This window comes from Kaistia adipata DSM 17808, from assembly GCF_000423225.1.
Classification (GTDB): Bacteria; Pseudomonadota; Alphaproteobacteria; order Rhizobiales; family Kaistiaceae; genus Kaistia; species Kaistia adipata.
This window is the reverse complement of the sequence record NZ_KE383992.1, coordinates 265741-290438: the sequence shown is the minus strand read 5'-3', so window position 1 is coordinate 290438 and position 24698 is coordinate 265741. Positions and strand designations below refer to the sequence as shown.

General features: G+C 67.1%; 24 protein-coding genes. 18 read left to right on the top strand and 6 right to left on the bottom strand.

What is annotated here, in order from left to right; translation table 11 throughout:
- The first annotated feature begins 13 nt into the window (after window positions 1-13).
- The 9 genes from mutM to recQ all read left to right on the top strand — a co-directional run bounded on the left by mutM (window position 14) and on the right by recQ (window position 9889).
- Window positions 14-883: a bifunctional DNA-formamidopyrimidine glycosylase/DNA-(apurinic or apyrimidinic site) lyase gene (gene mutM / locus G539_RS0121590; RefSeq protein ID WP_029077053.1), complete on the top strand. Its 870-nt coding sequence runs from the start codon at window positions 14-16 to the stop codon at window positions 881-883.
- 121 nt (window positions 884-1004) lie between these two features.
- Window positions 1005-1808, top strand: coding sequence for an enoyl-CoA hydratase (locus G539_RS0121585; RefSeq protein ID WP_035832241.1), 804 nt, complete (start codon window positions 1005-1007; stop codon window positions 1806-1808).
- Between the two features lie 163 nt (window positions 1809-1971).
- Window positions 1972-2238: a 30S ribosomal protein S20 gene (rpsT, locus tag G539_RS0121580; RefSeq protein ID WP_029077051.1), complete on the top strand. Its 267-nt coding sequence runs from the start codon at window positions 1972-1974 to the stop codon at window positions 2236-2238.
- Between the two features lie 660 nt (window positions 2239-2898).
- A complete protein-coding gene (locus G539_RS0121575; protein ID WP_029077050.1) occupies window positions 2899-3345 on the top strand; it encodes a rhodanese-like domain-containing protein in 447 nt (148 codons plus the stop codon).
- Window positions 3346-3454: 109 nt separating this feature from the next.
- Window positions 3455-4897 carry a chromosomal replication initiator protein DnaA gene (gene dnaA, locus G539_RS0121570; protein WP_029077049.1) on the top strand — a complete coding sequence of 481 codons (1443 nt, stop codon included), beginning with the start codon at window positions 3455-3457 and terminating at the stop codon, window positions 4895-4897.
- Between the two features lie 186 nt (window positions 4898-5083).
- On the top strand, window positions 5084-6205 hold the full coding sequence (dnaN, locus tag G539_RS0121565) for a DNA polymerase III subunit beta (protein WP_029077048.1): 1122 nt from the start codon (window positions 5084-5086) through the stop codon (window positions 6203-6205).
- The gene (recF, locus tag G539_RS0121560; protein ID WP_029077047.1) at window positions 6202-7365 is read left to right on the top strand and encodes a DNA replication/repair protein RecF; all 1164 of its coding nucleotides are present in this window, start codon (window positions 6202-6204) and stop codon (window positions 7363-7365) included. Before dnaN ends, recF begins: the two co-directional genes overlap by 4 nt.
- The gene (locus G539_RS0121555) at window positions 7362-7985 is read left to right on the top strand and encodes a LysE family translocator (protein WP_084640168.1); all 624 of its coding nucleotides are present in this window, start codon (window positions 7362-7364) and stop codon (window positions 7983-7985) included. The genes recF and G539_RS0121555 overlap by 4 nt, the downstream gene beginning before the upstream one ends.
- Window positions 7986-8086: 101 nt before the next feature.
- Window positions 8087-9889: a DNA helicase RecQ gene (gene recQ, locus G539_RS0121550; protein WP_029077045.1), complete on the top strand. Its 1803-nt coding sequence runs from the start codon at window positions 8087-8089 to the stop codon at window positions 9887-9889.
- Here recQ and G539_RS25750 read toward each other — a convergent pair.
- Window positions 9881-10492 (bottom strand): DedA family protein, encoded by a 612-nt coding sequence (locus G539_RS25750; protein WP_051231896.1) that lies wholly within the window; start codon window positions 10490-10492, stop codon window positions 9881-9883. The genes recQ and G539_RS25750 overlap by 9 nt on opposite strands.
- 250 nt (window positions 10493-10742) lie before the next feature.
- Between G539_RS25750 and gyrB the strand changes: the two genes are divergently transcribed.
- A complete protein-coding gene (gyrB, locus tag G539_RS0121540) occupies window positions 10743-13172 on the top strand; it encodes a DNA topoisomerase (ATP-hydrolyzing) subunit B (protein ID WP_029077044.1) in 2430 nt (809 codons plus the stop codon).
- A gap of 24 nt (window positions 13173-13196) precedes the next feature.
- Here the strand turns inward: gyrB and G539_RS0121535 are convergent, their stop codons facing one another.
- Window positions 13197-13598, bottom strand: a complete 402-nt coding sequence (locus G539_RS0121535; RefSeq protein WP_029077043.1) for a lysozyme inhibitor LprI family protein — start codon at window positions 13596-13598, stop codon at window positions 13197-13199.
- Window positions 13599-13831: 233 nt separating this feature from the next.
- Between G539_RS0121535 and gndA the strand changes: the two genes are divergently transcribed.
- The 3 genes from gndA to G539_RS0121520 all read left to right on the top strand — a co-directional run bounded on the left by gndA (window position 13832) and on the right by G539_RS0121520 (window position 16375).
- Window positions 13832-15262 (top strand): NADP-dependent phosphogluconate dehydrogenase, encoded by a 1431-nt coding sequence (gene gndA, locus G539_RS0121530; protein ID WP_029077042.1) that lies wholly within the window; start codon window positions 13832-13834, stop codon window positions 15260-15262.
- A gap of 182 nt (window positions 15263-15444) precedes the next feature.
- Window positions 15445-15846 carry a hypothetical protein gene (locus G539_RS0121525; RefSeq protein WP_156912093.1) on the top strand — a complete coding sequence of 134 codons (402 nt, stop codon included), beginning with the start codon at window positions 15445-15447 and terminating at the stop codon, window positions 15844-15846.
- 175 nt (window positions 15847-16021) lie between these two features.
- On the top strand, window positions 16022-16375 hold the full coding sequence (locus tag G539_RS0121520; RefSeq protein WP_029077040.1) for a nuclear transport factor 2 family protein: 354 nt from the start codon (window positions 16022-16024) through the stop codon (window positions 16373-16375).
- Window positions 16376-16620: 245 nt separating this feature from the next.
- Here G539_RS0121520 and G539_RS0121515 read toward each other — a convergent pair whose 3' ends face one another.
- From G539_RS0121515 to G539_RS25745, 3 genes are all read right to left on the bottom strand, one after another.
- Window positions 16621-18081 (bottom strand): RimK family protein, encoded by a 1461-nt coding sequence (locus G539_RS0121515; protein ID WP_029077039.1) that lies wholly within the window; start codon window positions 18079-18081, stop codon window positions 16621-16623.
- Window positions 18082-18084: 3 nt separating this feature from the next.
- Entirely contained in the window at window positions 18085-19230 is a 1146-nt protein-coding gene (locus tag G539_RS0121510; protein ID WP_051231894.1) for a GNAT family N-acetyltransferase/peptidase C39 family protein, read from the bottom strand.
- Between the two features lie 220 nt (window positions 19231-19450).
- The gene (locus G539_RS25745; RefSeq protein ID WP_035832236.1) at window positions 19451-20395 is read right to left on the bottom strand and encodes a DMT family transporter; all 945 of its coding nucleotides are present in this window, start codon (window positions 20393-20395) and stop codon (window positions 19451-19453) included.
- 438 nt (window positions 20396-20833) lie between these two features.
- Here G539_RS25745 and G539_RS0121500 point away from each other — a divergent pair, with 438 nt between their 5' ends.
- Genes G539_RS0121500 through infA form a run of 3 tightly spaced genes read left to right on the top strand, consistent with a single transcriptional unit; the run spans window position 20834 to window position 22519 of the window.
- Window positions 20834-21970, top strand: a complete 1137-nt coding sequence (locus G539_RS0121500; protein ID WP_245576952.1) for a DEAD/DEAH box helicase — start codon at window positions 20834-20836, stop codon at window positions 21968-21970.
- Between the two features lie 53 nt (window positions 21971-22023).
- Entirely contained in the window at window positions 22024-22230 is a 207-nt protein-coding gene (locus G539_RS0121495; RefSeq protein WP_029077036.1) for a cold-shock protein, read from the top strand.
- Between the two features lie 10 nt (window positions 22231-22240).
- On the top strand, window positions 22241-22519 hold the full coding sequence (gene infA / locus G539_RS0121490) for a translation initiation factor IF-1 (RefSeq protein ID WP_029077035.1): 279 nt from the start codon (window positions 22241-22243) through the stop codon (window positions 22517-22519).
- A gap of 310 nt (window positions 22520-22829) precedes the next feature.
- Here the strand turns inward: infA and G539_RS27345 are convergent, their stop codons facing one another.
- Window positions 22830-23033, bottom strand: coding sequence for a hypothetical protein (locus tag G539_RS27345; protein ID WP_169516680.1), 204 nt, complete (start codon window positions 23031-23033; stop codon window positions 22830-22832).
- A gap of 44 nt (window positions 23034-23077) precedes the next feature.
- On the opposite strand from G539_RS27345, the gene G539_RS0121485 reads away from it, so the two are divergent.
- Window positions 23078-23557 (top strand): tellurite resistance TerB family protein, encoded by a 480-nt coding sequence (locus tag G539_RS0121485; protein ID WP_029077034.1) that lies wholly within the window; start codon window positions 23078-23080, stop codon window positions 23555-23557.
- A gap of 39 nt (window positions 23558-23596) precedes the next feature.
- Window positions 23597-24322 (top strand): glutamine amidotransferase, encoded by a 726-nt coding sequence (locus G539_RS0121480; protein WP_029077033.1) that lies wholly within the window; start codon window positions 23597-23599, stop codon window positions 24320-24322.
- Window positions 24323-24698 lie beyond the last annotated feature (376 nt).

The following is a 24698-nucleotide window of genomic DNA, read 5'->3' as shown; positions in this document are numbered from 1 at the left end:
TGACGCAGCCTAAATGCCAGAGCTTCCCGAGGTCGAAACCGTCCGCCAGGGCCTAGCCCCCACCATGGAAGGCGCCGTGATCGAAAGGCTGGAGCAGCGCCGGCCCGATCTGCGTTTTCCCTTTCCCGATCGCTTCGCCGAACGACTGACCGGCCGGCGCATCGAAGGGCTCGGGCGGCGCGCGAAATATCTGCTCGCCGATCTCGATGACGGCGCCGTCGTCATCATGCATCTCGGCATGTCCGGCTCGTTCCGGATCGAGGAGGGCCCGCTGGCCGAGCCCGAGACGCCGGGCGAATTCCACCACCCCCGCGGCAAGGCGCTGGCGCATGACCACATCGTCTTCCATCTCTCCAATGGCAAGCGCGTCGTCTACAACGACCCGCGCCGCTTCGGCTTCATGGATCTGGTGCCGCGCGCCGAGATCGCCACGGCCCGCCATCTCGCCGGGCTCGGCATCGAGCCGGTCGGCAACGCCTTTGACGGCAAGGTGCTGCACGATCTGTTCGCGGCGAAGAAGGCGCCGCTGAAGGCGGCGCTGCTCGACCAGAGCCTCGTCGCCGGCCTCGGCAATATCTATGTCTGCGAGGCGCTGCACATGTCCGGCCTGTCGCCCGAGCGAGCGGCCGGTACGCTGACGGCGAAGGCGGCGGAGCGGCTGGCGACGGCGATCCGCGACGTGCTCGGCGCGGCGATCGCGGCCGGCGGCTCGTCCTTGCGCGACCATCGCCAGGCGAATGGCGAGCTCGGCTATTTCCAGCATTCGTTTCGCGTCTATGACCGGGAGGGCGAGCCCTGTCCGAACCTGAGCTGCACGGGCGTGATCGAGCGCAAGGTGCAGTCGGGCCGCTCCACCTTCTATTGCGCCCGCTGCCAGAAGTGAGGCCGGGTCCCGGGTCGTGGCGCTTGAACGTGCGGGCGGCCTCCGCTAGGCCTGCGCCAGAGCCATCCCGCTGATTTGCGTCGGCAAGGGGAGGGCGAGGATCGCAAGCCGGGAGCCTGCCATGTCGACTGAGAGCCAGCCCTACGAGTCCCAGTCCTACGAGACCGTGATCGTCGAGGCGGATGGCGGGGTCGGCATCATCCGGCTGAACCGCCCCAAGGCGCTCAACGCGCTGAGCCGCCAGCTGATCGCCGATCTCAATGCGGCGCTCGACGCCTTCGAAGCGGACGACGCGATCGGCGCCATCGTGCTGACCGGCTCCGAAAAGGCCTTCGCCGCCGGCGCCGACATCAAGGAGATGCAGGCGCTCGGCTATGTCGACGTGTTCCTGGACGATTTCGTCGCCCGCTGGGAGCGCCTGGCGGCGACCCGCAAGCCGGTGATCGCGGCGGTTTCCGGCTTCGCGCTCGGCGGCGGCTGCGAACTCGCCCTGATGTGCGATCTTGTCATCGCCGCTGACAACGCGCGCTTCGCCCAGCCCGAGATCACGCTCGGCCTGATCCCCGGCGCGGGCGGCACGCAGCGCCTGGCGCGCGCCGTCGGCAAGGCGAAGACCATGGACATGGTGCTGACCGGGCGGATGATCGACGCGACGGAGGCCGAGCGGATCGGCCTCGTCTCGCGCGTCGTGCCGGCGGCGGAGCTCGTGGAGACGGCTGTCGCGGCGGCCGGCAAGATCGCCGGCCTGTCGCGTCCCTCGGTGCTGATGGCCAAGGAGGCGGTCAACCGCGCCTTCGAGGGCCCGCTCTCCGAGGGCATCCGCACCGAGCGCCGGCTGTTCCATTCGCTGTTCGCGACCGAGGATGCGCGCGAGGGCATGGCGGCGTTTCTCGACAAGCGTCCGCCGGCATTTCGCAACCGCTGATTCCGGCGGATCGTGATTGACGGCGCGCGAGCGTCCGACTATAAGCCGCCCATGAACCGGGCGGCGTCATGGCCGCCCCTTCCGTTTAGCCCGAATTCCTTGGGGTTCCCTTGGGGTCTGAGGCACGGAAGTCCACCGAACCGCTTTTTTAGGAAGGCCCCTCATGGCCAATACGCCGTCCGCCAAGAAGGCGACCCGCAAGATTGCTCGCCGTGCCGAGGTCAACCGCACGCGCCGCAGCCGTATGCGCACCTACGTCCGCAAGGTCGAAGAGGCGATCGCTTCGGGCAACGCCGCCGCCGCCGCCGAGGCGCTCAAGAGCGCCCAGCCCGAGCTGATGCGCGCCGCCCAGAAGGGCGTGCTGCACAAGAACACCGCTTCCCGCAAGGTCTCGCGCCTTGCCGCCCGCGTGAAGGCGATCTCTGCCTGAGGCAGAGATTCTGGGGATTGACAAAAGCCCGGCTTCGGCCGGGCTTTTTTGTTATGCGGGTAAGTGTTTGTCCGGCCTTAGAAATGCCGCGAAGCTGAATCCGGCGCGCGCCGCGCCATCCCTGCTTCGCACCGTTTCTATAGCAATATCAACATCTTAGCTGGCGGTGGTCAGTTGTCTTGTCGACTCGGTCGGATTCCGATCGAGTCAAGGGGGAGCGGCCGAATATTTTTCGCCCGCTTCGCAACCATTCCGGGTCGCGCGCGCCGCCTTCTGAACCCTTTGACTCGTAAGGGATTCGCGAGGGCACCCGGGCGATGCGGGGGGTGGGGGCGACAACATGGCCGGCAGGGAAGGGCGAATCTTGGCCTTGCGCCGTTGCGACCCCCCGACCCGCTGTGTATTTTCCCCCTCATGGATACGGCAGCGCTAGTTGTCGTTTGCCGGAGGGGTGAGCCGGCGCTGATTAAAACGGGCGTTTCTCGCCTTCCAGAGTCTAGAGGCGAGACGGCATTGAAATCGCGGACATTCAGTTTGCTCTATATGTAGTGCTTTTGCGTTTTTGATTGCTTCCGCGTTCTGGAAGAACCTCCACCACCCTGTATCAACTTGAGTTTTACATAGCATGTGGTCCGACGATCATGTGCGTGAGGGGGCGTTATGTCTCGTTCGCCTGCCGGCAGCTATGCCGGCGACGTTTCGGCCGATGAGGCTTGGGAAGGTTTGTCCAGTGAACCGCAGTCGATGCTGATCGACGTGCGGACCCGGGCTGAGTGGGCCTATGTCGGGATCGTCGATCTGAGCGCGATCGGCAAGGAGACGCTGCTCGTCGAATGGCAGAGCTATCCGACGATGGCGGTCAATACCGACTTCGCTGACGTGCTGGCCGCCGAGCTCGAGCGGCGCGGCGTCGGCAGCGAGACGGCGCTGTATTTCATCTGCCGGTCCGGCGCACGCAGCCTCGCGGCCGCGAACGCCCTGGCGGAAGCCGGCTTCGACCGGTGCTTCAACATTTCCGGCGGCTTCGAAGGGCCGCTGGACGAGGGCCGACATCGCGGTTCCGTGGATGGCTGGAAAGCCGCGGGACTGCCATGGGTCCAGTCATGACCAGATGCCAATCGACACGAGAGGGGCTCAGATGCGGGACGACAGGTCGGGCGAGTTTGGATCGGGGGCTTCTGCCCTGCGGGCGATCGCCGTCGATGAGGATCAGCCGATGAGCGGGCGTGCGGATGCGGCGCTGTGGGAGCGCGTCAAGACGCGCCTGCGGACCGAGCTGGGCGAAGACGTGTTTTCGAGCTGGTTCGCCCGCGTCGAGTTCGAGAGCGCCGACGGCGCCTCGGTGAACCTGTCCGTTCCGACCCGCTTCCTGAAATCCTGGATCCAGGCGCACTACATCGAGAAGCTGCTCGGCCTCTGGTCGGTCGAGGTCGAGAGCCTGCGTCGCGTCGAGCTGGTGGTCCGTGGCGCCGTCCGGGCGCGTGCCCCCGCCAAGGTCGAGAAGCCGCAGGCCGCCGCGCCGGCAGCCCCCGCGCCGACCTTCATTCCGGCCGCGAGCGCCGCGCCGGTCGTCACCGCTGCCGCCGCGCCCGCCCGCGCCGATCTCGATGGTGATGGCTCGCCGGTCGATCCGCGCTTCACCTTCGACACCTTCTGCGAGGGTGGCGCCAACCGCGTCGCCTATGCCGCGGCCCGCGCCGTGGCCGAAACGCCGGCTGGCCGCCCGACGCCCTACAACCCGCTCTATCTCCATGCCGGCGTCGGCCGTGGCAAGACGCATCTGCTGCACGCCGTCGCCCAGGCGGCGCGTCGCGCCGATCCGAGCCGCAAGGTCGTCTATCTGACCGCCGAGCACTTCATGTTCCGCTTCGTCGCGGCGCTGAAGAACCAGTCGGCGATCGCCTTCAAGGAGAATCTCCGCGAGATCGACCTGCTCCTGATCGACGACCTGCAGTTCCTGCAGGGCAAGTCGGTGCAGCAGGAGTTCTGCCACATGCTGAACGCGCTGATCGACGGTGCGCGGCAGGTGGTGGTGGCGGCCGACCGGCCCGCCGCCGAGCTCGAGACGCTCGACGAGCGCGTCCGCTCGCGGCTCCGCGGCGGCGTCGCCTTCGAGATCGCCCCGCCGGACCTCGATCTCCGCCGCGAGATCCTGAAGAGCCGCTATCAGATCGCCCAGTCGCAGAACCCCGGCGTCGAAGTGCCGGAGACGGTGATCGAGTACGTCGCCCAGTCGGTCGTCTCGAATGGCCGCGACCTGGAAGGCGCGCTGAACCGTCTCGTCGCGCAGTGGCAGTTTACCAACCAGCCGGTGACGATGAACTCGGCCGAGATCACGCTGCGCGATCTCGTCGGCGCCGCCGAGCCGCGCCGGGTCAAGATCGAGGACATCCAGAAGGTCGTCTCGCGCCACTACAACGTGTCGAAGGCCGATCTGCTGTCGAGCCGCCGCACCCGCACGATCGTCCGTCCGCGCCAGATCGCCATGTATCTGTCGAAGACGCTGACGCCGCGCTCGCTGCCGGAGATCGGTCGCCGCTTCGGCGGTCGCGACCACACCACGGTGCTGCACGCCGTGCGCAAGGTCGAGGAGATGATGCAGGGCGACCAGCATCTGGCGGAAGAGATCGAATTGCTGAAGCGCATGATCGACGAATAGTCGGTCAGCCTGGCCGGCGGGGAAACCCGCCGGCCTTTCTGTCTCTGGCCCGGGTTGCATCGCTTTGGGGGCCTTGCGTTCCGGCCCGGAACACTGCACTTTCCTCGGTCCGTACCGGACATTGCGTCCGGCCTCTGTCGGCGCCGCGCTCTCCGCGCGGCTTTTCTGTCAAGGTTCCTGCGTTTCATGAGAGCGACCCTCGAGCGATCCAACCTCCTGAAGTCCCTCAACCACGTGCATCGCGTGGTCGAACGACGGAACACGATCCCGATCCTCTCCAACGTGCTGCTGCGCGCGACGGGCTCCGAGCTGACGCTGAAGGCGACCGATCTCGACCTCGAGATCCTCGAGACGATCGCCGCCGATGTCGGCCGTCCCGGCGCGACGACGGTGCCGGCGCACATGCTCTACGACATCGTCCGCAAGCTGCCGGACGGCTCGGAAGTGGCGCTCGAGACCTCGGCCGACGGCCAGACGCTGACGGTCCGCTCCGGCCGCTCGAATTTCGCGCTGCAGATGCTGCCGGAGACCGATTTCCCGGACCTGACCACCGGCGAGTTCCCGATCCGCTTCGAGCTGCCGGCCTCGGCCTTCAAGACGCTGATCGACCGCACCCAGTTCGCGATCTCGACCGAGGAGACGCGCTATTACCTGAACGGCATCTACCTGCACACGCCGACGGTCGATGGCCGCGTCGTGCTGCGCGCCGTCGCCACCGACGGCCATCGTCTGGCCCGGGCGCAGACTGCCGCGCCGGCCGGTTCCGAGGGCATGCCGGGCATCATCGTGCCGCGCAAGGCGGTCGGCGAGATCCAGAAGCTTCTCGAGAATTCCGAGGAGACGGCGACGATCGAGCTTTCCGAGACCAAGATCCGCGTCTCGTTCGGCGGCGTCGTGCTGACCTCGAAGCTGATCGACGGCACGTTCCCGGACTATGCCCGCGTCATCCCGCAGGGCAATGACAAGCTCCTGAAGGTCGATCGCGGCACCTTCTCGAACGCCGTCGACCGCGTCTCGACGATTGCCAGCGAGCGCGGCCGCGCCGTCAAGCTGTCGCTCTCCTCCGAGGGCCGGCTGGCGCTCACCGTCAACAACCCGGATTCGGGTTCGGCGACGGAAGAGCTCGACGTCGACTACCACGCCGATCCCATCGATATCGGCTTCAACTCGCGCTACCTGCTCGATATCGCCGGCCAGCTCAAGACCGGTACGGCGGTGTTCAAGCTGGCCGATCCCGGCTCGCCGACCTTGATCCAGGACGACGGCGACGAGGACGCGCTCTACGTCCTGATGCCGATGCGCGTGTGACCCTCTTGCCCGACGTCGGTCAGCCGCGCATCACGCGGCTGACGCTGGCGGACTTCCGTTCCTATGAGCATCTCGACGTGCGGTTCTCGGGCCGGCTCGTCGCGCTCTCGGGCGAGAATGGCGCCGGCAAGACCAACCTGCTCGAGGCGATCTCGCTGCTGTCGCCCGGCCGCGGCCTGCGCCGTGCCGATCTCGCCGACATGGCGCGGATCGGCGGCGGCGGTGGCTTCGTCGTCGCGGTCGACCTCGACACCGCCAACGGCCCGGTCCGGCTCGGCACGACGCTCGACGGCCAGCCGCCATCGCGCCGCTGCCGCATTGACGGCGCCCCCGTCTCGTCGGCGGCCGCCTTCGCCGAATATCTTCGCATCGTCTGGCTGACGCCGGCGCTCGACGGGCTGTTCACTGGCCCGGCCGGCGATCGTCGCCGCTTCCTCGACCGGCTGGTGCTCGCCGTCGACGCGACGCATGGCAGCCGCGTCAACGCCTTCGAGAAGGCCGTGCGCGGCCGCAATCGCCTGCTCGAGGATCCGTCGCCCGACCGCGCCTGGCTCGACGGGCTGGAAGCCGAGATCGCCGAGATCGGCGTCGCGGTCGCCGCCGCGCGCAAGGAGACGGCCGAGCGGCTTGCCGGGCTGATCGCCGAGGAGCGCGACGACGCTTCGCCCTTCCCCTTCGCCGTGCTGGCGCTGGAGGGCGACCTCGAGGGCTGGATCGGCGAGGGACCCGCCGTCGAGGCGGAGGATCGCTACCGCGCCGCGCTCCGCAACGGGCGCGCCCGCGACCGCGCAGCCGGGCGCACCCTGGTCGGCCCGCAGGCGAGCGATCTCGTCGTCCGCCACGGCCCGAAGGACGTGCCGGCCGGCCGCGCCTCGACCGGCGAGCAGAAGGCGCTTCTGGTCGGCATCGTGCTGGCGCATGCCCGCCTCGTCGCGCGGATGAGCGGTCTTGCGCCGATCGTGCTGCTCGACGAGATCGCCGCCCATCTCGACCAGCGCCGCCGCGCTGCCCTGTTCGAGGCGCTCGACCGTCTCGGCAGCCAGATCTTCATGACCGGCGCCGACCCGGCGCTCTTCGCCGAATTGCCGCAATCGGGGCAGATCTTCACCGTGACGCCGGGGCGCGTCGCGCTCTCGCCCCCTCAGGAACACACACCATGACGGGACTGTCGATTTCGGGCCTCGCGCTTTTCGCCGCCGCGCTGGCGGTCGCCGCCGTCGCGCCGGGGCCCGGCATCGCCGCCATCGTCGCGCGCGTGCTCGGTCGCGGCCGGCCCGGCGCGATCGCGTTCACTGCCGGCATGGCGATCGGCGACATCGTCTGGCTGACGCTCGCGGTCCTCGGCCTCGCCGTCGTCGCGCAGACCTTCCACGAGGTGTTCGCGCTGATCAAATATGCCGGCGCCGCCTATCTGCTCTTCATCGCCTGGAAGATGTGGAAGGCGCCGGTCGCCGCGCCCGATCTGGCTCCGGTCACGGTCAAGGAGAGCCAGGTCAAGCTGTTCTTCGCCGGCCTAGCCGTCTGCCTCGGCAATCCCAAGACCATGGTGTTCTATCTGGCGCTGCTGCCCTCCATCCTCGACATCACCCGCATCGACGCGCTCGCCTTCCTCGAGCTGACCACCGTCACGCTGACGGTCGTCGGGCTGGTCTTCGCCTTCTATGTCGGTGTGACCTTGCGCGCCCGCCGGCTGATCACGAGCCCGAAGGCGGTGAAGATGGTCAATCGCGGCAGCAGCGTTGTCATGGCCGGCGCCGCGGTGGCGATCGCCACGCGCTGAGCGGAACCCTGACGGATCGACGCGCCCGGCCTTTCGGGCGTGCCTCGCCTCGACCGAGGCGCTAGCATCCGCCTGAGAACGAATCACGTCCCGGATACCCCATGCCGCTATCGCGCGCCCGCGCCGCGCTCAAATCCGTCTTCGGCTACGACGATTTCCGACCCGGTCAGGACGAGGTCATCGCCGCTGTGATGCGCGGCGAGCACGTGCTCGCCGTGATGCCGACTGGCTCGGGCAAGTCGATGTGCTACCAGCTGCCGGCGATCGTCGACGGCGGGCTGACGCTGGTCGTCTCGCCGCTGATCGCGCTGATGCGCGACCAGGTGCAGCAGATGCAGCATGTCGGCGTCGCCGCCGCGACGCTGAATTCGATGAATGGCGAGGAGGCCAATCGCGAGACGCTGCGGCGGCTGCGCGCCGGCGAAATCACGCTGCTCTTCGTCTCGCCAGAACGCCTCGCCGGCGACGGGCTCGTCTCGCTGCTCGCCGCCTGCGACGTCCGCCGCATGGCGATCGACGAGGCCCATTGCGTCTCGCAATGGGGGCATGATTTCCGCCCCGAATACCGCCAGCTCGCCTCGGTGCGCGAGGCGCTTGGCGGCGTCCAGGTGGTGGCGCTGACGGCGACCGCCGACCAGGCGACCCGCAACGACATCGCCGCCCAGCTCTTTCCCGCGCCGCCGCGCGTCGTCGTCCACTCCTTCGACCGGCCCAACATCCATCTTCGTTTCGAGCCGAAGGACCGGCCGCGCACGCAGATCGCCGACTTCCTCGCCCGCCACAAGGGCGGCAGCGGCATCATCTATGCCTCGTCGCGCGACAAGACCGAGAAGCTCTCCGAATGGCTGGTGGGCCGTGGCATCCGTTCGGTGCCCTATCACGCCGGCCTCGATGCCGAGGTCCGGGCACGGCATCAGGACATCTTCCTGCAGGAGGACGGCGTCGTCGTCGTGGCGACCATCGCCTTCGGCATGGGCATCAACAAGCCGGACGTGCGTTTCGTCATCCATGCCGACATGCCGGGCGGCGTCGAGGCCTATTACCAGGAGATCGGCCGCGCCGGGCGCGATGGGCTGCCGGCGGATACGCTGACCCTCTACGGCCTGGACGACATGGCCTTCCGCCGTCGCCAGATCGACGAGAAGGCGATCAGCGAGGCGCAGCGCCGGGTCGAGATGAAGCGGCTCGCGGCGATGACGGATCTCGCGGAATCGGCGACCTGCCGGCGCCAGGCCCTGCTCGCCTATTTCGGCGAACAGATGGGCCGCTGCGGCCATTGCGACCTCTGCCAGGGCGGCGCCGAGCTGGTCGACGCCACGATCGACGCGCAGAAGGTGCTTTCCGCCGTGGTCCGCACCGGCCAGCGCTATGGCGCGTCGCATCTTGTCGACGTGCTGCGTGGCGAGGCGACCGATGCCGTGCAGCGCCAGGGGCATGACCGCATCAAGACCTTCGGCGTCGGCTCCGACCGCAGTGCCCATGCCTGGCGGACGCTGGTGCGCCAGCTCTTCGCCGCCGGCGCGCTGGCCGAGGCGAGCGCCGAGCATGGCGGCTTCCGCATCACGCCGGAAGGCGAGGCGGTGCTGTTCGGCCACGAGAAGATCGCGCTGCGCTCGATCCGCGAGGCACCGGCCCGCCGCAGCCGCAAGAGCGAGAGCGACCGCGCCGACGGGCTCGACGCGGCGACGGCGACGATGTTCGAGCAGCTGCGCGCGCTCCGCCGCGAGATCGCCCGCGACGAGGGCGTTCCCGCCTACATGGTGTTCCCGGACCGCACGCTGATCGAGATGGCCGAGGCGATGCCGTCGACGCTCGACGAGATGCGCGGCGTCCAGGGCGTCGGCGAGCGCAAGCTCGGCCTCTATGGCGAGGCGTTCCTCGAGGCGCTGCACGCCTCACGCTGAGGGCGGCGTCTCCGATCCCGGCTGAGCGGGGGAGCGCGCCTGCCGGCGGGCATACCATCCGCGCGCCAGCCCGAAGGCGACCAGGCCACCGAGGCAGAGCAGGCCGGCGATGATCAGCTTGTGCTCGACATGCAGCCGGCCCGAGAAGCGCTCGATCGTCTGGCCGAACACATAGCCGAGCGCCGTGAACAGCGCCGCCCACAAGGCGGCGGACACGAGGTTGAGGGCGGCGTAGAGGGTGGGGCTGACGCGGGCGATGCCGAGTGCGATCGGGCTGATCGTGCGCACCCCGTAGATGAAGCGGAAGCTCAGGATGAACAGCACTTCGTTCTGGTGGATGCGTTCCAGCACCTTGGCGAAGAGCGGCCGCCCCACCTGGCGCTGCACGATCCGCGCGCCAGCGAAATGGCGGCCGACATAGAACAGGATCTGGTCGCCGGTCACCGAGCCGGCGAAGGCGGCGAGGAACACGGCGAACGGGTTCATCACGCCCTGATGCGCCAGGAAGCCGGCGGCGATCAGCACGCTCTCGCCTTCGATGATGACGCCGAGATAGACGACGATCAGCCCGTAGCTGACGAGGAAGGCATGGATCGCGTGCATCGAAGCGTTTGCAACTCCTGGGTGGGCCCGACAGGGCGTCGGTTACAGCATTCGGTCCCGGCGGGCGAGATGCAAGTGGCGGCCGATCGCCGCGTCGCGCCGAAACCCGCGCCGCGCCTCGGCTTTCGCCATCGTGACGCCGTGTTTTCTTGCTTGCTCGCACGTGCAATTCGCCTGTCGAAGCAATATATTAGCCATTCGATTCGAGTTCTCGCGCGCGCCCGCGCGCGACGCTGTCAAGGAAGCCTGGATGTCCGATACCGCCCGCGATCAAGCGTCTGATGCCTACGGCGCCGATTCCATCAAGGTGCTCAAGGGCTTGGATGCCGTCCGCAAGCGGCCGGGCATGTATATCGGCGACACCGATGACGGCTCGGGCCTGCATCACATGGTCTACGAGGTCGTCGACAACGCCGTCGACGAGGCGCTCGCCGGCCATGCCGACCTCGTCGAGGTGACGCTCAATCCGGACGGTTCCTGCACGGTCCGCGACAATGGTCGCGGCATCCCGACCGACCTGCATGCCGAGGAGGGCGTCTCGGCGGCCGAGGTCATCATGACCCAGCTGCATGCCGGCGGTAAGTTCGACCAGAACTCCTACAAGGTCTCCGGCGGTCTGCACGGCGTCGGCGTCTCGGTCGTGAACGCGCTGTCGAGCTGGCTCAAGCTGAAGATCTGGCGCAACGGCAAGGTGCACGAAATCGAGTTCGCGCATGGCAATGCCGTGTCGCCGCTGAAGGTGATCGGCGAGTGGGACGGCCGCAACGGCACCGAGGTGACGTTCCTGCCGTCGCCCGAGACCTTCACCAAGACCGATTTCGACTTCGAGACGCTGGAGCACCGGCTGCGTGAGCTCGCCTTCCTGAATTCCGGCGTCCGCATCGTGCTGAGCGACAAGCGCGGCGTCGAGCCGCGTCGCGAGGAGCTGCTCTACGAGGGCGGCCTCGAGGCGTTCGTGCGCTATCTCGATCGCACCAAGAAGCCGCTGATGCCGGCGCCGATCACCATGTCGAACGAGCGCGACGGCATCACCGTCGAAGTCGCGATGTGGTGGAACGACAGCTACCACGAGAACGTGCTCTGCTTCACCAACAACATCCCGCAGCGCGACGGCGGCACCCATCTCGCCGGCTTCCGCGGCGCGCTGACGCGCCAAGTGACCGGCTATGCCGACCGCGAGGGCATCTCGAAGCGCGAGAAGGTGAGCCTTTCCGCGGACGATTGCCGTGAGGGCCTGTCTGCGGTGCTGTCGGTCAAGGTTCCCGATCCGAAATTCTCGTCGCAGACCAAGGACAAGCTGGTCTCCTCCGAGGTCCGGCCCGTCGTCGAGAACATCGTCAACGAGATGCTCGGCCAGTGGTTCGAGGAGCATCCGACGGAATCGAAGGTCATCGTCTCGAAGGTCGTCGAGGCCGCGACCGCGCGCGAGGCGGCCCGCAAGGCGCGTGAGCTGACCCGCCGCAAGGGCGCGCTCGACATCGCCTCGCTGCCCGGCAAGCTTGCCGACTGCCAGGAGCGCGATCCGGCCAAGTCGGAAATCTTCATCGTCGAGGGTGACTCGGCAGGTGGATCCGCCAAGCAGGGCCGCAACCGCGAGAACCAGGCCGTGCTGCCGCTGCGCGGCAAGATCCTGAACGTCGAGCGGGCGCGCTTCGACAAGATGCTGTCGTCCGAGCAGATCGGCATGCTGATCATCGCGCTCGGCACCTCGATCGGCAAGGACGAGTTCACGCCGGAGAAGCTGCGCTACCACAAGATCATCATCATGACGGACGCCGACGTCGACGGCGCCCATATCCGCACCCTGCTTCTGACCTTCTTCTTCCGGCAGATGCCGGAGCTGATCGAGCGCGGCCACGTCTATATCGCCCAGCCGCCGCTCTACAAGGTCACCAAGGGCCGCTCCGAGCAGTACCTGAAGAACGAGCGCGCGCTGGAGGACTACCTGATCCAGCAGGGCCTCGACGAGGCGGCGCTGCATCTCGACGACGGCGAGGTTCGCGCCGGCGTCGATCTCGATCACTTGGTCCAGGACGCGCGCCAGGTGGCGCAGATCCTGAACGGCATCCATACCCGCTATGATCGCGGCATCGTCGAGCAGGCGGCCATCGCCGGCGGTCTCGATCCGGCACTGCTCGAGAGCAAGGAGCTTGCGCTCCAGGCGGCGCACGCCATCGCCGCACGGCTCGACCGGATCGCCGACGAGACCGAGCGCGGCTGGACCGGCGCCCTCGGGCCTGAGGGCGGCTATCAGTTCGAGCGCGAGGTGCGTGGCGTCCGCGAGGTGCAGACGATCGACATGGCGCTGATCGATTCCGCCGATGCGCGCAAGCTGCACAGCATCGCCATCCGCATGAAGGACGTCTTCGCCAAGCCGTCGGCGCTGCGCCGCCGCGATGTCTCGACCGACATTTTCGGCCCGCGCTCGCTGCTCGAGGCCGTCTTCGCCACGGGCCGCAAGGGCATCCAGCTGCAGCGCTACAAGGGCCTGGGTGAGATGAACGCCAGCCAGCTCTGGGAGACGACGCTCGATCCGAACGTCCGCTCGCTGCTGCAGGTGAAGATCAAGGAGGCGGACGCCGCCGACGATCTCTTCACCAAGCTGATGGGCGACGAGGTCGAGCCGCGCCGCGAGTTCATCCAGGACAATGCCCTCAGCGTCGTTAATCTCGACGTCTGATCGCGTGGCCTCAGGCCGGCCGGGTCACTCGGCCGGCACCGGGCAGCTCATGTCGCCTTCCTCGCAGTCGAGGAGGGCCTTGAGATCGGCCACGCGGCTCCGCGTGAGGTCGTCCAGGCACATGGCGTGGACCATCGGATAGGCGCTGCCGCCGCTCACCGCGGAACTCGCGAACGTGCATTGCGCGTCGCGGAAGGCGATCCAGGCGCGCTGCGCGGCGACCAGCTGCTTGCCGGTGTCGGGCTCGTCGGCGAGGCGGTGGGTGATCTTCTTGTAGATGGCGTTCAGTTCGGCGTCGGCGGCTTTCAGGGCCTTGTCGGCGCAGACGTTCATCGTCGCCTGGTCGGTCGCGTTGTCGCAATTCGCGGCCTTCGCCGCCGGCAGCCCCGCGAGCATCATCGCGGCGATCAGGATCAGACGGCGCATGGGGTTCTCCGCAGCTTGTCCCGGCCCAGTAGAGGCGGGATTTTGTCGGCATGCAAGCGCCGCGATTGTTCGAGGTTCGTAGCAATTTGGCGTCGCCATATTGCCCTCGTCCCGCTGACGGTCCATACGTCATGCGCTCGTTCTACTTCCGCAAGCCGCGTGGCTGATGTCATACTCGCCAGCAACAAGCAGTGCGACGGTCAACAACACACACGCATCAGGGATGAAACACATTGCAGCAACTCGCTGATATTGGCGTGCTCGGTCTCGCCGTGATGGGCGCGAACCTCGCCCGCAACGCCGCTCGCAAGGGCTTCGGCGTCGCCGTGTTCAACCGCAACGGCGCCCGTACCGACGAACTGATCAACGAGCATGGCGGCGAAGGCCGCTTCACGCCGTCGAAGACCATTCCCGAGTTCGTCGCCTCGATCGCCAAGCCGCGCGCCATCATCATCATGGTCAAGGCCGGCCAGCCGGTCGACGACGTGATCGAGGAGCTGCTGCCGCATCTGGAAGTCGGCGACATCATCATCGATGGCGGCAACTCGCTCTATACCGACACCAACCGTCGCTTCCACTACCTCAAGGACCGGGACATCAAGTTCATCGGCATGGGTGTGTCCGGTGGCGAGGAAGGTGCGCTCGAGGGCCCGAGCATGATGCCGGGCGGCACCCGCGAGGCTTATTCGCGCATCGAGCCGATCGTCACCAAGATGGCGGCCCAGGTCGATGGCGAGCCCTGCTGCACCTATATCGGCACCGAGGGTTCCGGTCATTACGTCAAGATGGTGCACAACGGCATCGAATATGCCGACATGCAGCTGATCACCGAGGCCTACGACCTGTTCAAGACGGTCTACGGCCTCGAAGCCGGCGCCATCGCCGACATCTTCGCCGAGTGGAACAAGGGCGAGCTCAATTCCTACCTGATCGAGATCACCGACGCGGTTCTGCGCAAGGTCGATCATACCGGCAAGCCGCTGGTCGATTCGATCGTCGACGAGGCGGAGCAGAAGGGCACCGGCCGCTGGACGGCGCAGTCGGCGCTCGATCTCGGCGTGCCGCTGACCTCGATCACCGAGGCGGTGTTCGCCCGCGCGCTCTCGGGCCGCCGCAACCAGCGCGCCGAGGCGGAGAAGCGCTTCCCGCATCCCGCCACGGCCAAGCGCACGATCACGCAGGCCGACATCGACGCCATCCGCGACGCGCTCTACGCGTCGAAGATCGTCGCCTATGCCCAGGGCTTCGAGCAGCTCGCCGTCGCCTCGCAGCAGTTCGGCTGGGACCTGAAGCTCGGCGACCTCGCCACGATCTGGCGCGGCGGCTGCATCATCCGCGCCCGCTTCCTGAACCGCATCCGCGAGGCCTACGAGACGGGCGGCGCCGGCGACAACCTGCTGCTGCAGGATTATTTCCGCGACGCCGTGGTCAAGGCAGAGGCGAACTGGCGCAAGGTCGTCGGCCTCGCCATCGCCGAGGGCATCCCGGTTCCGGCCTTCTCGTCGTCGATCGCCTATTATGACGGCCTGCGCCGCGCCCGCGGCCCGGCCAACCTGCTGCAGGGCCTGCGCGACTATTTCGGCGCCCACACCTATGGCCGTCTCGACAAGCCCGGCAAGTTCCACACCCGCTGGAGCCAGGACGGCAGCGAAATCCCGGCCTGAGGCCGGTTCCGCCGCGGTCGCCCGCGCGGAAACAAAATGATACCGGCGCGCAATGCATCGTTGCGCGTCGGCCCAAATCCGGGCGCATTCGCCCACGATCCTGCCGTCGCGGATCGCTCGGGCATTGCACGATCGATCCCTCGCTCCCACATGGTGTCGGCGAGATTGAACAGGCGGAGATGATGACGACCTACCGGACCTACGTGATTTCAGGCCCCCGTGGCGCGACCAGCTGGAAGGACAAGCTGAAGCTTGGCGCAGCGATGGTCGTCGGCGCCGCCGTGGTCTTCGCGGCTCTGGTGGTGTCGTTCTCGATCGCCCTGGTGCTGATCCCCGTCCTCGCCATCGTCTATCTGTTCCGCCGCCGCATCCTGCGCGCCCTCCTGGCGCGCGCCATGCCGCCGGGCGCGCAGCCCGGCGCCGCCGGCCCCGGCCCCAGCTATGGCGCGGCCTACGAGACGGCGACGCCGTTCGACGAGCCCAACCCCTTCCGTGGCCCGCCCGGCGGTCGCGCGGGCGACGGTCCGACGATCGACGGCGACTATCGCGTCGTCGAGCCGGACGATCGCGCCGACAAGCGCTGAGGCTTCACCGTCGATCGCGCCCCGGTCGCCCGAAAGTGATGGCCGGCGCCGGCGAAGCTCCGCCTCCCCATGCGCCGATCGGATAGACTTGACCGGTGGTGCCGCGTTTTTGGACGCGGCCGTGAGCCTCGGCCCGCCGGCTTCTCCGGCGGACGGGCGGACATGGGAGGATGCGATGCAGAACGCGCTCAATCTCGCCAGTCTCCGCAAGGCAGTGGAAGGCAACGACGCCAAGGCGTTGACGTCCTTCTATGCCGACGATGCCGAAATGCGGGTGATCGACCAGGACCATCCGCCGAGCAAACCGCTGGTGCTCAAGGGCAAGAAGGCGATCGGCGCCATGCTCGACGACGTCTGTGGCCGCGCCATGAAGCATCATGTCGACGACGGCCTGATGGACGGCAGCCACGTCGCCTTCGCCGAGACCTGCACCTATCCGGACGGGGTCAAGGTCTATATGAGCGCCATGCTGGAGCTCGCGAACGGCAAGATCCGCCGCCAGACCAACATCCAGGCCTGGGATCATTGATCGGGCGATCGGTTTCCTTGAGGCGACTCTTGCGCTTCGCGCCAGGGCAGACATGCAGGATCCGACTTCCATCATCCTGAGCAGGCTTGCGTAGCAAGCCGTCTCGAAGGACGCACGTCGTTGGGGCAATGCGGGGATATCGCGCCGCCGCCCTGCGTGCTTCGAGGCGGCCCTCGGGCCTCCTCGGCATGTTGAGGGCGGTTGCGCGGGTGTCCCCTCAGGGAGAGGTGGAGGCTACTCTCCTCCTACCTCTCCAGCCGATTGACGAACCAGCGGGTCAGCTCGATCCACACCTGGTCCTTCTCGGCCGCGTCCTCGATGCCGTGCTCGATGTTGGGGTTGTCGTTGACCTCGATGACGAAGAAGCCGTCCTCCGTCTCCTTGATGTCGACGCCATAGAGGCCGTTGCCGATCAGTTGCGCCGCGCGCAGGCCGATGTCGATCACTTCCGGCGGCGCCTGGCCGATGGTCATCGAGCGCAGTCCGCCTTCGAGCGCCTTGCCGTTCTCGCGGTGCTTGACGATCTGCCAGTGCTTCTTCGCCATGGTGTACTGGCAGACGAAGAGCGGCTTGCCGCCGAGCACGCCGACGCGCCAGTCGAACGCGGTCGGCATGAATTTCTGCGCCAGCAGCAGATCGGTATCCTTGAACCAGGCATGCGCCAGCTCGTTCAGGGCGCGATGGTTGTCGACCTTCTTGACGCCGCGCGAGAAGGAGGAATCCGGGATCTTCAGCACGAGCGGAAAGCCGAGCTGGTCGGCGGCGCGCTCGAGGTCGCGGTTGCCGGCGACGATGATGGTCGGCGGCACGGCGATGCCGTTCCCGGTCATCAGCTCCTGCAGATAGACCTTGTTGGTGCAGCGGATCATCGACACCGGATCGTCGATCACCGGCATGCCCTCCTGCACGGCGCGGCGGGCGAAGCGGTATGTGTGGTTGCCGATCGATGTCGTCTCGCGGATGAACAGCGCGTCGAATTCGGCGAGCCGCGCCAGGTCCTTGCGGGTGATCGGCTCGACCTCGACGCCGAGCTTCTCGGCGATCCGCGCGCAGTACCGCAACGAGGCGAGGTTGGAGGGCGGCATCGCTTCCTGCGGGTCGTGCAGCACGGCGAGCGAATAGCGCGGCGTCGGCCGGGTCGCCTTCTTCGACCGCCATTCGCGCCGCGTATGGTCATGTAGCGCATCGTGGAAGAAGGCGAGCTCGTCGGGCGAGAGCTTGTGGATCGGCACGGCCGCGAGCTTGCGGATCTCGGCCCTGGTGCCGCTGTCGATCGTCACCTCCAGGACCGGGCAGCGGAACCAGTCGAACAGCAGCCGGCCGAAACGGTCGAAGCGGTGGTCCTCGGCGATGCCGAACATCACCAGCAGGCGCGGCGGCAGCGCGCCGTTCCCGCCGGCGGCGCCGACCTTGGCGAGCTGGTCCTCGAGCTCGGGCAGCGCCTGCGCGTAGAGCGCCTTGCTGCCGAGGTCGATCATCGTCTCGACGCTCGGGATGACGCGATGGCCGCGCGCGCCGGCGAGCAGCGAGGCGTAGTAGCCGCGGCTCTGATAGGCGAAGGAGCGCGACAGGTTGATGATCTTCGGCCGCGAGCCGCGAAACAGGCTGGCGCGGGCGAGATAATCCTTGGTTGTGATGACCTTGTGCGGGGTGTCTTCGTTCGGAAAGTCCCGGGCGCTATCGACCAGGATCACCCAGTCAGCCATGTTTCACCTCGGTCTGAGCACGACGGCGGCGCGCAGGCCCTCGCGGCCCCAGCGCGCCATATGCTCGAAATCGGCATAGGGAATGGGCAAATTGGCGGCATCGCTGTGGGTCTCGCGGCTGCGGTCCTCGACCCAGGGGTCATGGATGAACAGGTGGCGGCCGTCGTCGCCGACGACAAGAACCCAGTGCGGCACCTTCTTGCCGAACATCCGGTAGGCGGAGATCAGCACGATGACGAGCGCGCCCTCGGCGAGGGCGGCGCGGATTTCGGCGACCGCGATCGGCCGGTGGTGGATCGGGATGCCGAAGGCGACGGTCTGGCGGCGGAAATCCTCCTGCGCCAGCGCCATGACGCGCCGCTTCTCCGGATCGCGCACGGATTCGAGGAATAGCGAGCCCTCATGGCTGACATGGATGCTGGCCGAAAGCCCGTTGCGGGCGGCCGAGACGGCGAGGCCATGCGGGTCGCAGCCGCCGAGCCCAGCCATCATGAACACCGTCGTCGCCTGGCGCCAGAGTTTGATCTCCTCGACCGGCCCCATCGCGTAATCGGGTCGGAAATGGCCAAGCGCCATCATCACGCAGCAGGGGCCGCAGGTGAAATCCGTGGTCTGCTCGTAGTAGCGCACCGCGGTCGATTGCGCGGGACCGCGCAGCCGCTTCTCGAAGCGCAGCGCGTCGGTGTGGTCCTCGTAATAGTCGAGATAGCGCCCGATGCGGCGATAGCCGAGCCGCTCGTAGAGGCGGATGCCGCCGGCATTGTCCTCCCGCACCTCGAGGCGGAGCAGGAAGCGGTCGCGCGCGTAGGCGACCGCCTCGGCCTCCGCGATCAGCGCGGCGCCGATGCCGCTGCCGCGCAGGTCCGGGTGGACGGCGATGGAATAGAGCCGCGCCATGCCGGTGCCGGCCCGGAACAGCAGCAGCGCGTAGCCGACGATACCGCCGTCCGGCAGGCTCGCGACGGTGATCTCCGCCGTCGGCGCCTCGACCAGCTTGCGGAAGCTGCGCCGGGCGATGCGGTCGGTGTCGAAGCAGAGCGCCTCGATCGCCACCAGCCCGTCGAGGTCGGCGACCCCGGCGGGGCGCACGACGAAGGGGGGCGGCGAAGGGGCGTCGACAGCACTTTCGAGGCGCGATGCAACGCCCATTTCGGCCGATCCGCAGTCGCGGGCGCGTCGGGCTGACGCGCGTTCCACCGAAGTTGTGTCGGCGCAAATTGCGGCGGCGCCGTGGCGTCGCCGGCCGCTCGCGAAGCCGTGATCGGGGCGGTCTGGCGATGCGCGCCGCCGAGGCGCCGGCGCGCCGGGAAAGCGCGACCGGACAATGTGTTAGGCCGGCCCGCCGTGGCCGGGCGACGATGCGGCGGGGCTAGCCGGGAACGTTGTCGCCGACTTCCTCGATGACGGTGTCGCCCGGCTTGGGCGATCCCGTGCGCTGCTCGCGCAGGAAGATGTAGAAGCCGGCGGCGATGATGATGACGGCGCCGATCAGCATCGAGATGCGCGGCGTGTCGCCGAAGATGAAATAGCCGAACACGACGGCCCAGATCAGCATGGTGTACTGGTAGGGCACGACGACGGAGGCGGGCGCCAGCCGCAGCGAACGGGTGACGCAGAGCTGCGCCACCAGCGCGACGACGCCGATCAGCGCCAGCCCGGCGAGGCCGAGCGGCGTCGGCGTGGTCCAGGTGAAGGGCGCCAGCACGGCCCCGACGGCGAGCGTCGCCATCGTCGAGAAGGTGAGGAGGGTCGAGTCCGGCGTGCCGCGCAGCTGGCGGGTGACGATCATCAGCGCCGCGAAGAACAGGCTGCCGCCGATCGCGATCAGCGCGCCCCAGCTGAGGCTCTCGGAGGAGGGCTGCAGCACGATGACCACGCCGATGAAGCCGGCGATCACCGCCGCCCAGCGCGGCCCGTCGACCTTTTCCTTCAGCAGCAGCGCCGAGAGCGCCACCACGTAGATCGGGCCGGCGAGATAGTAGGTCATGACGTCGGCGAGCGGCAGCAGCGACACCGACCAGTAGAAGAAGCCGATCTCGCCGACGGTGACGGCGACGCGCAGAAGCTGCAGGCCGGGGCGGGGCGCCTTCTTGAGCGTCGCGATGCCGCCATGCTTGTGAATGAACGGTCCCAGAACCACCATCGCCGCGATCGATCGCAGCAGCATGATCATGCCGACGGAATAGGTGGCCGTCAGCCATTTCCCGAGCGTGTCATTGGCGGAGTAGAGGAAGATGCCCAGGATCATGAGCAGGATACCCAGCACCGAGCTGGAGAGCTGGCGGGCGGGGACGGTAGGGCTGGATGCGGACATGGGATCACATGCGGGATGTCGGAACTGGCACTCTGCACAGTTGTGCGGCAGAGACAAGCTGCGCGGCAGAAAAACGCCGTTTTCGGCGCCTCGACGCACGGGCATGCGACTTTTCGTTTGCTTTTTTAACGATGAGTCCGCATATACGCGACGACGATCATCGTGATCGCGCTGTGCCACGCGAAGATTTCGGTGGCTCTATCCTGCTAGAGGGAGCAGGACACGACCCCGTCCTCTGATCCTTTCGCGCGTGGGTCATGACTAGAAGTCGGATGCCGAAAGCATTCGCACAATTAGGCTTTCTTCTTGAATCAATTGACAAATTTCGCGGCTTTGGCACTTGCCGAACCGTTGGTGCGTGCGCTTGATGTGGCCGGCATTACCAAGCCGACGCCGATCCAGGCGCAGGCCATCCCCGCGCTCCTCGAAGGCCGCGACATGCTCGGCATCGCGCAGACCGGAACCGGCAAGACCGCCGCGTTCGGCCTGCCGCTCCTGCAGCATCTGTCGCGCCGCGCCGACGGCCTCGCGCCGAAGACCGCCCGTTCGCTCATCCTCGCGCCGACGCGCGAGCTCGCCATCCAGATCGACACCGAGCTGCGCAAGTTCGCGAAGTTCCTCGGCGTTCGCCATGCGCTCGTCTTTGGCGGCGTTGGCCATCAGCCGCAGATCCGGGCGCTCGAGAAGGGCGTCGACATCCTCGTCGCCACGCCGGGCCGCCTGCTCGATCACCTGCAGGCCGGCGCCGTGAAGCTCGACAGCGTCACCCATCTGGTGCTCGACGAAGCCGACCGCATGCTCGACATGGGCTTTGTCCGCGACGTGATGAAGATCATCGCGCGGCTGCCGGCGAACCGTCAGTCGCTGCTGTTCTCGGCGACGATGCCGGCCGAGGTGGCGCAGCTGTCGCAGAAGATCCTCAAGGATCCGGTCCGCGTCGAGGTGACGCCGGAAGTCGTGACGGTCGAACGCATCGACCAGCGGCTCTACCGCGTGCCGACGGCCGAGAAACGCAATTTCCTCCTGGATCTGCTTGCCAATCCGGAGATGGAGCGCGTGATCGTTTTCACGCGCACCAAGCACGGCGCGGATCGCGTCGCGCAACACCTGCAGAAGGCGCGCGTCGAAACGCTCGCTCTCCATGGTAACAAGTCACAGGGCGCCCGTCAGAAGGCGCTGGAGGGTTTCAAGAACGGAACGCTCCGGGTTCTCGTCGCGACCGACATCGCCGCCCGCGGCATCGACGTCTCCGGCGTGACCCATGTGGTCAATTTCGACCTGCCCGATGAGCCGGAATCGTATGTCCATCGCATTGGACGTACGGCCCGCGCTGGTCGGAGCGGGCTCGCACTCTCTCTGTTCGACGCTGGCGAAGCTGCGCGTCTGAAGGCGATCGAGCGGCTGATTCGCCGTCCGATCCCCGAGGTCGCGACCAATTTCAAAGCCCCGTCTTCGGCTCAGAGACCCGCTGCGGAGACGCATCGGGGCGATAAGCCGGCTCGGGACGGGCAGCCTATGCAAGAAAAGAGCAAGAAAAATCGGTGGCGTGGCCAACAACGCCGCCGAGCGGCTTGACGACGGGACGGTCGTTAGCAAAGTTCTCTACCGCCAGACTGAAGGAGATTTCCATGGCGACGGGTACAGTGAAGTGGTTCAATGCGACCAAGGGTTACGGCTTTATCCAGCCGGACCAGGGTGGTCAGGACGTGTTCGTGCACATCAGCGCCGTTGAGCGCGCTGGTCTGTCGACGCTGCGCGACGGCGCCAAGATCTCGTACGAGCTCGAGACCGATCGTCGCGGCAAGACGTCCGCGACGGACCTGAAGGTCTCGTAAGGAAAGACACATGGCGAAGGAAGAAGCGCTCGAATTCGAGGGTACGGTTGTCGAGGTTCTGCCCGACGCCAAGTTCCGCGTGGAACTCGAGAACGGGCATGTCGTCGTCGCCTATACCGCGGGTCGGATGAAGAAAAACCGGATCAAGACGCTGGCGGGTGACCGCGTAACCGTCGAGATGACGCCATACGATCTCGATCGTGCGCGGCTGGTTTTCCGGCACAAGGGCGAACCGCTTGCTCCGCAGGCACCAAGGCCGCCTTTCCGCGGTGGCGCCCGTCGACGCTGACATCCGACGCCAGGTGATGAGATGAAGGCCGGCGCGAGCAATCGCGCCGGCCTTTTTCATTTGGCAACGCATTTTGCGAATGTGGCGCCGCGAGGGCAAAACGCGCTTGCGTCCCGCCGGGGAACCACATATTCTGCGTGTGTCGGCGGCGGATGATTCATCTCGATGCTGATCCGACGGAGATTGGGCTGTCATCGGAGGCCCGGTTTGGAATGTACTGGAAGGTTCTTTGATCCCCAGTTGTAGTTAGAAATGGTGAGCCCGAGTTTTTTTTGGTTCGGGCAAAGAGTTGTTCTTCTTTAGTTTTGTTTCAGCCGCCGGCCTCATCAGCTGGCGGTTTATTTTTGTGCGCGATCCATTGTGGATCCGGCGCGTCGCCGAAACTTTCTTCTTTGGCCGAATCGGGCTTTTCCGGGGCAGGATGCAACTCCGCGCTGGCGTCGGCGTCGGCTTGTCGCGCGACGCTTTCGTACCCTTGCCGCATTCTCGTGCAGCTTGGGGCATCGAATGCCACATGACGGCCGTATCTGTCGTCGGACAGGCGACCGGAGGAACTGGATGCTGACTGCTTTTCGCAATTTTCTCGCCGAGCTGACGGGCGGCGACGCCGATCGTGGCTTCAGCGAGGACGATCATCGCCTCGCCGCCGCGGCGCTGCTCTATCACGTCATCGCCGTCGACGGCGAAGTGGCGGAAAGCGAGCGCCAGCGCCTGCACGGGCTCCTGAAGGGCCGCTACGGGCTCGATTCCGACGCGGCCGACGACCTGATCCGCGCCGCCGCCAAGGCGGACGAGGAGGCGGTCGACTTCTATCGCTTCACCAGCGTGCTGAAGACCCGGCTCGACGAGATCGACCGCGAGCAGATCATCGCCATGATGTGGGACCTCGTCTATGCCGATGGCCGCCTGACCGAGTTCGAGGACAATGTCATCTGGCGGGTGGCCGACCTGCTCGGCGTCTCCGGCCGCGCCCGGCTGCGGCTGAAGAAGATCGTCCAGTCCGGCGGCCAGGCGAGCGCGGCGGCGTCGGAGGGCTGATCGCCCGCCGGACGCCATCGGAATCGAGGAATGCGGATCGTGTCGCCGTCTGAAAAGCTGCCCGTCCTGATCGTGCTGCACCAGGAGCATTCCACGCCCGGTCGGGTCGGTCTCCGGCTGCGCGAGCGCGGGCATGCGCTCGACATTCGCCGGCCGCGATTCGGCGATCCCTTGCCGGAGACGCTGGCCGGCCATGCCGGCGCCATCGTCTTCGGCGGCCCGATGAGCTCGAACGACGACGAGGACTATCTCCGCCGCGAGATCGACTGGATGGCGGTGCCGCTGGCCGAGCAGGCGCCGCTGCTCGGCATCTGCCTCGGCGCGCAGCTAATGGCGCGCCAGCTCGGCGCCCAGGTGGGTCCGCGCGACGACGGCCTGGTCGAGATCGGCTATTATCCCCTGCGCGCCACCGAGCATGGCGAGGCGCTCTGCGACTGGCCCGAGACGGTCTATCAGTGGCATGGCGAGGGCTTCGACCTGCCCGCCGGCGCCCGGCTGCTGGCCGAGGGGCAGCTCTATCGCAACCAGGCGTTCCAGTATGGGCCCGCCGCCTTCGGCCTGCAGTTCCATGTCGAGCTGACGCTCGCGATGATGCATCGCTGGACCACGACCGGCGCCGACCGCTTCACGCTGCCGGGGGCCCAGTCGCGCGCCCAGCACATGGAGGGGCGCGCCGTCTACGACGCGCAGACCTCGCAGTTCCTGGACGGCTTCCTCGACCTCTGGCTGCGCCTGCCGCGCCAGGGCGCCGCCGATCTGGCCTGAGCCGCGGGCCAATCGTTGCAATCTGCGAATCGCGTTGCAGATTGCAATGCGGCGATGGTGAATCCGCCGTTAACCAATCCCAGATCTGGCGGATTTGACTAAAATTGTAACCACATCTGGTGGCATGCGCCCGCGTCGCGCTTGGCAGGAAGCTTGCGACAGCTATGCCAAGCTGATCTTCCGGTATTGCGTAATCAGCTCCTATCGGACGGAGAAGGGGCGAAACCGATGACCCCCGGTCCCCCTTCTCCGCTCCGCTTGCCCGCCCGGCGCGTCACGCCCGGCCGGCCCGGATCCTCCCTCGCCCCGTGACCATCGCTTCCGCTTCGGCAGGCTTGTTGCGCCGCGCGCTGTTGACAGGGCGCGCTCGCGGGTA